11 protein-coding genes are annotated in these 12,759 nt (G+C 60.6%); 1 reads left to right on the plus strand and 10 read right to left on the minus strand.

Translation table 11 applies throughout. The annotated features are described in order from the left end of the window. Positions 1 to 40: 40 nt before the first annotated feature. The 6 genes from hflX to dusB form a co-directional block, all read right to left on the minus strand. A complete protein-coding gene (gene hflX, locus EM6_RS13970) occupies positions 41 to 1,387 on the minus strand; it encodes a GTPase HflX (RefSeq protein ID WP_126423754.1) in 1,347 nt (448 codons plus the stop codon). A gap of 115 nt (positions 1,388 to 1,502) precedes the next feature. Then, on the minus strand, positions 1,503 to 1,751 hold the full coding sequence (gene hfq / locus EM6_RS13975; protein WP_013480329.1) for an RNA chaperone Hfq: 249 nt from the start codon (positions 1,749 to 1,751) through the stop codon (positions 1,503 to 1,505). 181 nt (positions 1,752 to 1,932) lie between these two features. Continuing rightward, positions 1,933 to 2,805: a D-amino-acid transaminase gene (locus EM6_RS13980; RefSeq protein WP_126423755.1), complete on the minus strand. Its 873-nt coding sequence runs from the start codon at positions 2,803 to 2,805 to the stop codon at positions 1,933 to 1,935. Between the two features lie 256 nt (positions 2,806 to 3,061). Further along, the gene (locus tag EM6_RS13985; protein ID WP_013480331.1) at positions 3,062 to 4,465 is read right to left on the minus strand and encodes a sigma-54-dependent transcriptional regulator; all 1,404 of its coding nucleotides are present in this window, start codon (positions 4,463 to 4,465) and stop codon (positions 3,062 to 3,064) included. Then, positions 4,465 to 6,675: a sensor histidine kinase NtrY-like gene (locus EM6_RS13990; protein ID WP_232037132.1), complete on the minus strand. Its 2,211-nt coding sequence runs from the start codon at positions 6,673 to 6,675 to the stop codon at positions 4,465 to 4,467. Before EM6_RS13990 ends, EM6_RS13985 begins: the two co-directional genes overlap by 1 nt. Positions 6,676 to 6,943: 268 nt before the next feature. Then, on the minus strand, positions 6,944 to 7,927 hold the full coding sequence (gene dusB, locus EM6_RS13995; protein WP_126424157.1) for a tRNA dihydrouridine synthase DusB: 984 nt from the start codon (positions 7,925 to 7,927) through the stop codon (positions 6,944 to 6,946). Between the two features lie 65 nt (positions 7,928 to 7,992). Between dusB and EM6_RS14000 the strand changes: the two genes are divergently transcribed. Next, a complete protein-coding gene (locus tag EM6_RS14000; protein WP_126423757.1) occupies positions 7,993 to 9,138 on the plus strand; it encodes a bifunctional 2-C-methyl-D-erythritol 4-phosphate cytidylyltransferase/2-C-methyl-D-erythritol 2,4-cyclodiphosphate synthase in 1,146 nt (381 codons plus the stop codon). Positions 9,139 to 9,504: 366 nt separating this feature from the next. On the opposite strand, the gene EM6_RS14005 is transcribed toward EM6_RS14000, so the two are convergent. From EM6_RS14005 to tmk, 4 genes are read right to left on the minus strand one after another with little or no spacing between them, the layout of a single operon-like run. Next, a complete protein-coding gene (locus tag EM6_RS14005; protein WP_126423758.1) occupies positions 9,505 to 10,314 on the minus strand; it encodes an MBL fold metallo-hydrolase in 810 nt (269 codons plus the stop codon). After that, positions 10,311 to 11,087 (minus strand): TatD family hydrolase, encoded by a 777-nt coding sequence (locus EM6_RS14010; protein ID WP_126423759.1) that lies wholly within the window; start codon positions 11,085 to 11,087, stop codon positions 10,311 to 10,313. Before EM6_RS14010 ends, EM6_RS14005 begins: the two co-directional genes overlap by 4 nt. Position 11,088: 1 nt before the next feature. After that, positions 11,089 to 12,099 (minus strand): DNA polymerase III subunit delta', encoded by a 1,011-nt coding sequence (locus EM6_RS14015; protein ID WP_126423760.1) that lies wholly within the window; start codon positions 12,097 to 12,099, stop codon positions 11,089 to 11,091. 1 nt (position 12,100) lies between these two features. Continuing rightward, the gene (gene tmk, locus EM6_RS14020; protein WP_126423761.1) at positions 12,101 to 12,739 is read right to left on the minus strand and encodes a dTMP kinase; all 639 of its coding nucleotides are present in this window, start codon (positions 12,737 to 12,739) and stop codon (positions 12,101 to 12,103) included. Positions 12,740 to 12,759: the final 20 nt, after the last annotated feature.

Genomic DNA, 12,759 nt, shown 5'->3' on the forward strand with positions numbered 1-12,759 from the left:
CGACAATAAGCAGTGCCCGCCAAGCGCTATATCTAAAAATCTATGCCCGACCCGTCATCTGCTCATAGCGGCCCAGAGCCTGATCGCTCAGCTTGACCTTTAGGTGGATATGACCGGTTTCGTCATCAAACCGATCCAGCACGCGGCCCTGAGTGTACAGAAAGGCCAGAAGCTGCCCGTCCTGGGGCGCCAGCTCGACGTCGATTTCGGTGCCTGCCTCATCCACCTTGAGCGCGATGTCGCTGAGGAGCTTTTCGATCCCCTCGCCCGTGATGGCCGACACCATGATCGGCTTGTTCATGGCGCGATCCAATACGGCGCGGCTATAGAGGATGTCGCGGGCTTCTTCGTCCAGCAGGTCGATCTTGTTCCATACCTCGATCAGACGTGATTTATCGAGGTCTGGATGGATATGGGTCAGCACCTGCATCACGTCCTGCGCCTGCGCGTCGCTTTCCGGATTCGACATGTCGCGCACGTGCAGGATCAGATCGGCTTCCAACACCTCTTCCAGCGTGGCGCGGAAGGCGGCAACCAGTTCGTGCGGCAGGTCGGAGATAAAGCCCACCGTATCGGAAATAATAGCCGCCCGCCCCCCCGGCAACTTCAGTGTGCGCAACGTTGTGTCAAGCGTGGCGAACAGCATGTCCTTGGCCAGCACTTCGGCGCGCGTCAGGTGATTGAACAGGGTCGATTTGCCGGCATTGGTATAGCCGACCAGTGCCACAATCGGGTACGGCACCTTTTTGCGCGCGCTGCGGTGCAGGCTGCGGGTGCGGCGCACCTCGTCCAGTTCGCCCTTGAGCAGCTTGATCTTGTCGGCGATCATACGGCGGTCCAGTTCGATCTGGGTTTCGCCGGGCCCGCCGGTCGTACCGGTGGCGCGCTGACGCTCAAGGTGGGTCCAGGTCCGCACCAGCCGCGAGCGCTCGTATTCCAGCCGTGCCAGTTCGACCTGAAGCTTGCCTTCGCGTGTGCGGGCGCGACGACCGAAGATTTCGAGGATCAGGCCGGTGCGGTCGATGACCTTGCGTTCCCAGGCCTTTTCGAGATTGCGCTGCTGGATCGGCGTCAGGGTGGTGTTGACGATGACGAGATCGGCTTCAACCTCTTCGCACAGCGTCACAATCTCCTCGACCTTGCCGGAACCGAACAGGGTGGCCGGGTTGGGCTTGCGCACCCGTGCGGTGTCGGCGGCGACGATCTCAAGATCGAGGGCGATGGCCAGACCGGCGGCTTCGTCCAGACGTGACTCATCATAGCGCCGCGCCGCGGGTACACCCTGAGGTTGACGCGGCGAAGACGGCGCGTGCGGGGCGGCCATGTCGGGGTCGATAATGACCGCACGCTGGGTTTCCGGCGTGCGGTTTACAAATTTGGTGGTCAAAAGAGTCCTTTGGACGACAAGACGCACATCCCAAAAAGTGTAAGCGGTTTTTGGATGAGATGTGCGTCAAAGCGAAAAGATTAAGGCGTGATCCGATCTGTGATCGGAGCGCGACTTAATCGTCCGAGTCTTCTTCCTGCTCATACAACTGCACCGGCGCAGCGGGCATGATGGTCGAGATCGCGTGCTTATAGACCAGCTGCGACTGACCGTCGCGGCGCAGCAGCACGCAGAAATTATCGAACCAGCTAACGATGCCCTGAAGCTTGACGCCGTTGATCAGGAAGATGGTGAGAGGCGTTTTGGATTTACGAACGCTGTTGAGGAACGTGTCCTGCAGGTTTTGTTTCTTTTCGTGGGACATTTAGTCGCCCTTCTTGTTAGACATTGCGAGCCCAAAGCGGGCTTCACACACAGACATAAGCAAAAGTCACGAAATCACAACGCACAGGCGTACATAATTTCGTGAAGTATCATAGGCGACAATCGGGGAACAATTCAACCGAACACGACATAACATAATATTTCGTTGGAATTCCAAACCTTTATAGGTCAATACCAGCGGAACGCCGCGCCCGCTGGATATAGGCCTCACGCAGCCTCAGCGACAATTCGCCCGGCACGCCATCGCCGATCTGCGAATCGTCGATCTGCACGATGGGCATAACGAAGGTCGAGGCCGCCGACAGGAAGGCCTCCTTGGCGCGTTTGGCTTCCTCCAGCGTAAACGCGCCTTCGGAGACATCCACACCCTCTGCCCGCAGGATGTCGAGCAGGCTGATGCGCGTCACGCCCGGCAGGATATTGGCGCGCAGGCTGCGCGTCTTCACCTCGCCCTCGGTTGTGACGATATAGACATTGGCCGACCCGCCTTCGGTCACAAAACCTTCCGCATCGACAAAGATCACATCGGAAGCCCCCGCCTCACGCGCCGCCTGTTTGGCCAGCACATTGGGTAAAAGCCCGACCGTCTTGATATCGCAGCGGCCCCAGCGGTTATCGGGGGCCGAGATCACACGGATGCCCTTGCGCGCCTTCACTTCGGCCGCCTGACGATCCACAGGCTTGGCGGTTATAATCAAAGCCGGTTTGACCGGCTCCGTCGGGAAGAAATGGTCGCGCGGGGCCACGCCGCGGCTCACCTGAAGATAGACCAGCCCCTCACCGATGCGATTGCGACGAATGACCTCGTTCAGCACCACCACCAGAGCGGCGCGCGGCATCGGCATGGCGATATGCAGTTCGCGCAAACTCCGCTCGAGCCGGTTGAGATGCCCCGCCAGATCGGCCAGTTGCCCGCCAAACACCGACCACACCTCATAGACGGCGTCGGCAAACTGATAGCCGCGATCCTCAATAGGCACGGCAGCATCGGCATGGCGCACATAGGCACCGTTCACATAGGCAATACGGGACATGGTAATCTCAATAAACCGGAACGCCTCAAAGAGACTCAGGCTCGCAAAAGACAAAAGACTCAAGGGGCCGCAGGCCCCCCAAAAAACACAAAAGACTCAAGGGGCTGCAGGCCCCCAAAAAACACAAAAGACTCAAGGGGCTGCAGGCCCCCAAAAAACACAAAAGACTCAAGGGGCCGCAGGCCCCTTGACCCCCTTAACGGTTCAGCCACGAACGTCAAGGCTGAGCACAAGCTTAGGGCACGCGCCCCTCGCCTTACACCTCTTCGTCTTCGACACCTCGAATATGGGCCAGCCCCAGTGACTTCAGCTTGCGGTGCAGGGCCGAGCGTTCCATGCCGATAAAGTTTGCGGTCCGCGAAATATTGCCGCCGAAGCGCACGATTTGCGACGACAGATATTCACGCTCAAACACTTCACGGGCATCACGCAGCGGCAGAGCGATGATGCGCTCCGGGCGGATGGCCCCGGCCACGGCCGATTCCACCACCTCAGCCGGCAGCATCTGCGCCGTGATCGGCTCGGACGGATCGCCGGAGGCTAGGATCAGCAGGCGCTCGATATTGTTGCGCAGTTGACGAACATTGCCCGGCCATTCGTGCACCTGAAGCGTTGCCATGGCGTCTTCGGACAGGGTGCGCTTGGGCAGGCCTTGAGCACGCGAGATACGCTCGATGAAGTAGTTGACCAGTTCGGCAATATCGCTGCGGCGTTCGGACAGGCCGGGTACGCGCACCGGCACCACATTGAGGCGGTGGAAGAGGTCTTCGCGGAAACGCCCGGCGGCGATTTCCTGCGTCAGATCCTTGGAGGTCGAGGAAATGACGCGCACATCGACCTGCACGTCATTGACGCCGCCAACGCGCACGAAGCGCTGTTCGACCAGCACCCGCAGGATGCGGCTTTGCGACTCCATCGGCATGTCGGCCACTTCGTCGAGGAACAGGGTGCCGCCGTGCGCGCGCTCAAACACGCCGATCTTGCGCGGGCGGCCCTCTTCGCCCTCTTCGCCGAACAGTTCGACGTCGAGACGCTCCGGGGTGACCCCGGCGGACGAGATGGGCACAAATTCGCAGCGCGCGCGCGGGCTGGCTTCATGGATCATGCGCGCCACCAGTTCCTTTCCCGACCCGGCGGGCCCGGAGATCATGATGCGCGAATTGGCCGGCGCGACCTTGGCGATGGTGGTGCGCAGAAGCTGCGCCGCCGCCGAATTGCCGATCAGCCCATCCGGCACCACGGCCTGACCGCGCAGGCGACGATTTTCACGGCGCAGGGACGCCAGTTCAAGCGCTCTCTGAACCACCATGATCAAGCGTTCGGTTTTAAACGGCTTTTCGATAAAGTCGTAAGCGCCGCGTTTGATGGCCGAAACGGCGGTTTCGATGGTACCGTGGCCCGAAATCATGATGGCCGGGATATCCGGGTCCAGTTCGCGAATGACATCGAGCAGTTCCAGCCCGTCCAGCCCACCGCCCTGCATCCAGATATCGAGCACGCACAAGGACGGCTTGCGCGCCTTGATCGCCCGCAACGCCGCACCGGAATCGGCGGCCGTTCTGACCGAGTAGCCTTCGTCTTCGAGGATGCCCGCGATCAGTTCGCGGATATCGGCCTCGTCATCGACCACCAGAATATCTACGCCAGATGATACCTTCATCACACCCTCATCAGTCTTGCCCCGCTATCGGGAGCTTCATTGGTTTGAGCCGGAGCCTGGGTCTTGGGTAACCGCAATATGGCCCGTGCCCCGCTCAGATGGACGGCGTCCGCCAGATAGAATTCGCCGCCATGATCTTCGAGAATACGCTTGACGATGGCGAGGCCGAGCCCCGTCCCCTTTTCGCGCGTGGTTACATAGGGTTCGGTCAGACGGTCGCGGTCCTTGTCCGGCAAACCGATACCGTCATCCTCTATTTCGATCGTCAGGAACCCGTCACTCAGATGCATTTCAACCCGCATCTGACCGCCTTCCCCGCCGCCATTGACCATATGGCGCGAGACGATGGCCTCTCCGCCATTTTTGAGCACATTGCCCAGCGCCTGCGACAGAAGGCGACCGTCGCAGACGACGGTGACCTCCGGCAAAGGCTCGACAATGTCGATCTGCACATCCGGCTTGGCCACGCGCTGCGAAAAGACCATCTGGCGCACAAGTTCCGCCGCGTCTTCTTCAGCAAAGTTCGGCACCGGCATCCGCGCAAAAGCCGAAAACTCATCGACCATGCGGCCTATATCGCCCACCTGCCGTACAATCGTGTCGGTCAGGCGATCGAAGGTTTCGCCATCGGTTTCGATCTGTGAACGGTATTTGCGTTTCAGGCGTTCCGCCGACAACTGGATCGGGGTCAGGGGATTTTTGATTTCATGCGCGATGCGGCGCGCCACATCCTTCCAGGCGGCGTTACGCTGGGCGGCCACAAGGCGTGTAATATCGTCGAAGGTCAGAACCGCGCCGCCTGTATCCAGCGATGAGGCGCGCACGCGCACGCGGCGCGTATCGCCCTTACGCACCAGATCGACCTCGGCCTCCTCGACCTTGTGCGGCGTTACCTTATCGAGAAGCTCGCAGATTTCCGGGGCCAGTTCGCGGATATGCTGTCCGAACGACTCTTCGGTGGGGATCGACAGAAAGTGAGCGGCGTGCCGGTTGATAGCCGAAATCTGCTCGTCTTCGTCGATACCGATAATCCCCGCCGAAATTTCCGACAGCACGGTTTCGATGAAGCGGCGGCGTTCTTCGGCCTCTTCATTGGCCGATTTCAGAGCTGCCTGCTGGCTTTGCAGGTCGCTGGTCATGCGGTTGAAGGCGCGCGACAGAATGGCGATGTCTTCGGACTGCTTGTCGGTCAAGACGCGCGCATTGAGGTCGCCCGACGCCACCTTGTCCGCCGCCTGCACCAGCCGGGCGACGGGCACGGCGATGGAGTCCGCCGCCGAGGTGCCGACCCAGATGGCGCCGATCAGGACGAGCAGCACGGTTTCCATATAGGCCAGCGCAAACACGCCCTGAACGCGGACCGAATTGCGGGCGGATTCCCGAAGCGCATCAATGGCTTCCTTGGCGCTTTGCACCTTGGGCACGATGCCGGGCGTCAGGGTTTTGACCGCATAAAGCTTGGCCCCGTTGTAGCCCTGTAGCGGATAGATCATGCGGATCGTGTCCGGTGCCGCAAACAGACCGCCACCGATATCGCCTTCATTGGCTGTATCTATGGCCACCTGATTGGGCGCCAGATAGGGCGGCGCGCCGGGGTTTTCCGCCCGCGCCAGCACCTGCCCGCTGTCGTCGATAATATAGACGGCCGCCAGTTCCCCGCGGATCGAAATCAGTTCACGCAGGGCCTGCGAAAAGCTGAGGCGTTCCGAAAACATGCGGATCAGTTCAGGGCGTTGCAGATCACGCGCGATGTCGGTCAGCGTATCGCGCGCCGTATTGGTCTGGGTTTCGATAAAGGCGGCCCCGATGTCGGCGCTGTTTTCCACCGACGACTGCACCCGCGCTGAAAACCACGTTTCCACGCCGCGATTGACCAGCACACCGAAGAAGAGAGCCACGACGAAGGCCGGCGTTACCGCCGCCAGAGCGAACAGGGTCACAAAGCGCACATGCAGGCGCGTCCCTGCATCCTTGGCCCGTGAGCGCGCCAGTTGCAGCACCCGTCGCAATACGAAGAAGCTCAGGCCTAGCAGCAGCGCCAGGTTCAGACACACAAGGCTGAACAGAAAGACGCTCGATGGCCCCAGCGGCCCGGCACCCGGCGCCGCAATGATGATCCAGATGATGAAGGCCGTCATCAGGGCCGACAGGCCATAGGCACTGACCATAGCCAGACGGCCACGGCTGGCATTTTTCAGCCCCCGCGTCATTCGGGCCCATGATAGGCCGAAGCGCCGCTTGATACCTGTGTCTTTCAAAACCCGGCTTTCCATATGCCACAATGGAGCGCAATCCGAATGGATAAATTGCGCGTTCAAACAAACCTCAGAGCGTACTGAGTTTGTGTGCTAACGCAGTACGCTCTGAGGGTGGCATTTGTGCACTACTGTGTCTAAATATCAACATCTATGTTGCATGAATGCGGCGAATTTGCCGATGCGCGATCACGAAATGTTTTCAGATTCCCCTAAACGGGTATCACTCAAACAGGGCTCTCAACTCACGCTCGATAAGAGCAGGATCGTCAAGGCGGCATAGCCGCGCCTTGTCCTGACGTCGGGTCGGCGGGTCCTCGCTGTAATCGCCAGCTTCAATATACCAGCCCAGATGCTTCTTGAACATTTTGAGGCCCAGACCGTCGCCATAGAAGCCAAGACTGTCGTGCATATGTTCGAGGATCAGCTCCAGACGCGCCGATCCGGTTGGCTCAGGCTGATTTTCGCCGCTCAACGCCGCATCGAGTTGCGCCGCCAGCCACGGACGGCCATAGACGCCGCGCCCGATCATCAGGCCATCGGCCCCGGATAGGGTCAGGGCCTCGCGCGCCGTGTCACCATCGGTAATGTCGCCATTGACGATGACGGGGATGGAGACCGCGGCCTTGACCTGCCGCACAAAGGCCCAGTCGGCCTCCCCTTTGTAAAACTGCTGGCGCGTGCGACCATGCACGGTCACCGCCTGCACCCCGATGGCCTCAGCCCGGCGGGCCAGTTCCGGGGCATTACGGCTGTGGTCGTCCCAGCCCATCCGCATCTTGACCGTCACCGGTCGCGAGGTCGCGCTGACGGCCGCCTCCATCAGGCGACTGGCGGCATCGAGGTCGCGCATCAAGGCTGATCCGCACAGCACGCCCGTCACCTCCTTGGCCGGGCAGCCGAAGTTGAGATCGACAATATGCGCGCCCGACGCTTCGGCCAGAGCCGCGCCGCGTGCGATAAAGTCCGGGTCCTTGCCGATCAGTTGCACGATCTTCAGGCCGGCATGTTCCCCCAAGGCGAATTTACGTACCACGTCCGGACGCCCGCGCTCCAGTTCGGCGCAGGCCACCATCTCGGTGGCCGCATAGGCAGCCCCCAGCTTCGACGCCATGCGGCGGAACGGCAGATCAGACACGCCGGTCATAGGCGCGATCAGGGCGCGCCCGGCAATCTTCACATCTCCGATCCTAAGACTGTGCGTCATCATGGGCGCGAAATAACCGCGAAGCCCTCTTTACGCAATGGGCGACGTCCGATTAAGACAAGACCATGAGTTTCAATGCCATCATCGTTGCCGGCGGTTCGGGTCAGAGATCAGGCGGCAAAAAGCAATGGATGCCGTTGCGCGGCAAGCCTGTCCTCAACTGGTCAATCGAAGCGTTTTCCAGCGCCGGAGCCGCCGACATAGCGGTGGTGGTACCGCGTGACGACCTCGATCACGCCACGTGTACGCTTCAGGGGCTGGAGCGGGTGCGCGTCGTGCCGGGCGGTGCCACGCGCGCCCTGTCGGTGCAAAGCGGCCTCAACGCCCTGCACGAAACCGCTGCGCCGGATGATCTCGTGCTGATCCACGATGCGGCGCGGCCCCTGCTGAGCGTCGATCTGATTGAAGCGCTACTGAGGCGCCTGCATACGGCGCGCGCCGCCATTCTGGCCGTACCCGTCACCGACTCGCTGAAGCGCGCCGAAGATGGCCGCATCATTGACGCGCCGTCCCGTAACGGCCTGTGGCGCGCCCAGACCCCTCAGGCCTTCCGCCTGAAAGACATCGCCGACGCCTATGCTCAGTGGACGGGTGACGTCGAGGCCACTGATGAGGCCATGGTGGCCGCCGCCGCGGGGATCAGGGTTGAGATCGTCGAAGGGGCGCAGCGGCTTCAAAAACTTACCTATCCCGAAGATTTTGCTGTTCTGGAGGCCTTCATGCCCGCTCAACAGATGCGTATCGGTCAGGGCTTTGACGCCCACCGCTGGGGACCTGGCGAAAGCGTGTGGCTGTGCGGCGTGGAAATCACCCACGATCAGACCCTGATCGGCCATTCGGATGCCGATGCGGGCCTGCACGCCCTGACCGATGCCCTGCTGGGGGCAGCGGGATTGGGTGATATCGGCGATCACTTCCCGCCCACCGACCCGCAATGGAAGGGCGCGCCGTCTGACCTGTTTCTGCGTCATGCGGCCGAACTGATCCGCCAGCGCGGGGGTGAAATCGTCAATGTCGATGTTACGCTGATTTGCGAGCGCCCAAAGATCAAGCCGTATCGGGAGGCCATGCGTCAGAGGATGGCCGACATTCTCACGCTTGATGTGGCGCGTGTCAGCATCAAGGCCACAACCACTGAAAAAATGGGCTTCACCGGCCGCGAAGAAGGACTGGCCGCACAGGCGGTGTGTCTGATCACGCTGCCATCCTAATGCGGTGCACAATCACGAATGTTTAAACATTGTAACAAGCGATGCATTTTTATTATAATTAACAATCATTTACCTAGAAATTTACATTAAGTGTAGCCAATGCTGCTACGCAAAATTTCAAATGACAACGCTCTGTAAATATGATGAATTGAAAACGTTCGGGGTGGGTTTGTTTTTAAAACCCATAATTTTATTTAATTTTTTAAGTCGTTCTTTTTTGCGTTCCAACCTTCCCCACCCCGAACAGGCTTCTTAGAGCATTCGTTGGCTCAGTTGAGCCACCAAATGGCTCTAAGTTTTTGCTTGGTCGCGCAATTTCTCCGAAAAGTGCCAAGACACTTTCATGGCACTTTGTCGGATTGCGCTCTAAAACTCCGTATCGATCATCATCTGATCATAGGCAGGGACGACACCGTGCGGTAGTTTCGTCCGCAATTCTTCGTAATCCATTTCCTGATGCAGATTGGTCAGCACGGCCAACTCAGGCTTGACGCGGGCGATCCATTCCAGCGCCAGATCGAGATGCGCGTGGGTCGGGTGTGGCGCATAGCGCAGGGCATCCACAATCCAGACCTTCAGCCCGTAAAGCTGCGCAAAGCTGTCGTCCGGCAGGTCGCTGATGTCGCTGGAATAGGCCACGTCCCCGATACGATAGCCGACGGAGCGAATAGGGCCGTGGATCTGATCGAAGGTGACGACCGGCACCTCGCCGCCCTCACCCGTCAGATGGAACCTCTCCCCGAAGGACGGCAAGGCCATCGGCGCACAGATCGGCGGATAGCCGAACTTACCTGTAAAAATATAGTCAAACCGGCTGAGCAGGGTCTGACGGGTCGCTTCATCCATATAGCCCGGCACCTGCATTTTGCGCAAAAGCGCAAAGGCCCGCATGTCGTCTATGCCGTGCGTCTGGTCGGCATGATCGTGCGTCCACAGCACGGCATCCAGATGATCAATACCCGTCTGCATAATCTGGGTGCGAAAATCCGGAGACGTATCGACCACCAGATTGGTCGTCTGATCCGGGGAAGACGGATCGAAGGCCTGAAACAGGGCCGAACAGCGGCTGCGGCGGTTTTTCGGATTGTGCGGATCACAGCGCCCCCAATAGCCATCCGCACGCGGCACGCCGGTCGAACAGCCTGAGCCCAGTATGGTGGTCCTCAGCCGTCTCATGCGCGCGGGATCCGCTTGAACAGGGCGTAGAAGGCGTCAGTCGTCCGCGCAATCGTGTCTTCGCGCGTCCAGCCACGGATTTCCGCCAGCTTGTCATAGACATGCGTCACATAGGCCGGTTCGTTGCGCCGCCCGCGCATGGGAATGGGCGCCAGATAGGGGCAGTCGGTTTCGACAATGATGCGATCGGCTGGCATGTCCGCAATAATGTCGCGCACATCCTGCGCCGCCTTGAAGGTGGCAATGCCTGACACCGAGAAATAGGCCCCGATCCCGGCCGCCTTCTTCGCCAGCTCCGCCCCGGAGGTGTAGCAGTGCAGCAGAAAGGTGAACGGCCCCTTGCCGTGTTCGTCGGAAAGGATCTCCCACATTTCGGCGTCGGCTTCGCGCGTGTGGACCACCAGCGGCAGGCCACTTTGCCGCGCCGCGTGGACATGGGTGCGAAACACGGCCGCCTGAATATCGCGCGGGCTGTAGTCATAGTGAAAGTCCAGCCCGCATTCGCCGATACCGACCACCTTGGGCCGTTGCGCCAGTGTCAGCAGGTCGGCGACGTTGAGGTCCGGATTTTCCTTGGCCTCGTGCGGGTGCGTGCCCACCGTGGCCCAGATGTCCTGATGCGCCGTCAAACCATAGCAGGCTTCGAAATTCGACACCCGGTCGCAGATATTAAGCATCAGCCCCACCCCGGCCTCACGCGCCCGGTCGATCACCGCGTCACGGTCTTCGTCATATTGCGGGGCGTGCAGATTGACGTGACTGTCGATAAGCATATTACCTTAAAGCCTTGATATCATTCATGATGGACCAGAAGTATTCGCCGCGATCCAGGTTAACGCCTTCGGTTTCGGCGACGACCGTGCTGAGCCTGACCCACAGCTCTGACCATTGCCGTCCGCGCGCCGGCGCATCGGCGCTGAGCGCCCGCTCCTGCACGCGGTCACTGAGCGCGGCGATAAACTGCGCGAATTTTTTGGGGCCGTCGATCTTCGAGGAGTTCGTCTTGAACATCGTCATCAGCGGCAGCAGATCAAAACGCGCGGGTGGCGTATCCGACAACAGCCGTGCCGCCAGTTCGTCCATCTCCAGCGCCCCTTCTTCCCACAGCCGTAACCCCTTGCCGGGTGAGCCCTTGGCCATCACCACCAGCCGTTCAAGCTGTTCGGGGCCAAGGTCGGCGCGCGCCGCGATAAAGCGCTGAACCGCCTCATCGTCCCACGGCGAAAAGCCCAGACGTCGGCAGCGAGATCGGATGGTGGCCAGCAGCTTGCCCGGCGAATGCGAGATGAGGAACAGCAAACCTCGTTCAGGTGGTTCCTCAAGAATCTTCAGCAAGGCATTGGCTGAATTGATATTCAGGTCATCGACGGCATCAACGATACAGACGCGATAGGCCGAACGCGACGGCGCCTTGGAAAAGAACTCTCCCACTTCGCGCACCGCATCGACGGTGATGTTCTTGCGCGTCTTGCCGTCCTTCTGCTCGCGTTCCAGCACCAGCAGGTCCGGATGCGACTGCGCCACGATCAGGCGCGCATCCGGGTCCTCTTCGGACATACCCAGAATACCGAAGCCCCGGTCGCGCTGATGCCCTATCAGATAGCGCGCCGCGCGGTAGGCAAAGGTCGCCTTGCCCACGCCTTCGGGCCCGCACAGCAGCCAAGCGTGATGCAGCCGCCCGCGCGAAAGGGCGTCAAGAAAAGCCGTCTCCTGCGCCTCACCCTGAATGAAATCAAAGACCTGACGCGGATGGGCGACGGCGCTATCGTCTTCGGTCACCGCCATCTCAGCTTCCCTTCAGTTCGGCAAAGCGATCCGACACCACGCGCCAGATATCGGCCCTGATGTCTTCAATCGCGCGGTCAGCGTCGATCAGGCGATAACGCTCAGGATGCGCGCCTGCGCGCCTGCGGAAGCCCTCACGCAGGCGCTCATGAAAGGCCAGCCCTTTGGACTCAAAACGGTTTTCGGCATCGCCGCGCGCCAGCGCCCGCTTCAAGCCCGTTTCCGGCGGCATATCCATCACGATGACCAGATCGGGCTGGGTGTCCCCCACCACGGCGGCGTCGATGCTTTCGATCAACTCCGGCGTCACGCCACCGCCCGCCCCCTGATAGGCGCGGGTGGAATCGGAAAAGCGGTCGCAGACGATCCACGCCCCGCGTTCCAGCGCCGGCCGGATCACCTGCTCCAGATGGTTGGCGCGCGCCGCATACATCATCAGGGTTTCGGACATCGGCGACCAGCGCCCGGCCTCACCGGTCACCAGCAGGTCGCGCAGCGCCTCCGCGCCGCTGGAACCACCCGGTTCGCGCGTCTGCACCACCTCAAGCCCCAGTTCACGCAGATGCGCCACCAGCGCCTTCACCTGGGTGGATTTTCCGGCCCCCTCGCCGCCTTCGAATGTAATGAATCTACCGGTCATGTCTGCCGATACATCGGCCA

The sequence above is a fragment of the Asticcacaulis excentricus genome, assembly GCF_003966695.1.
In the GTDB taxonomy this organism is placed as follows: Bacteria; Pseudomonadota; Alphaproteobacteria; order Caulobacterales; family Caulobacteraceae; genus Asticcacaulis; species Asticcacaulis excentricus_A.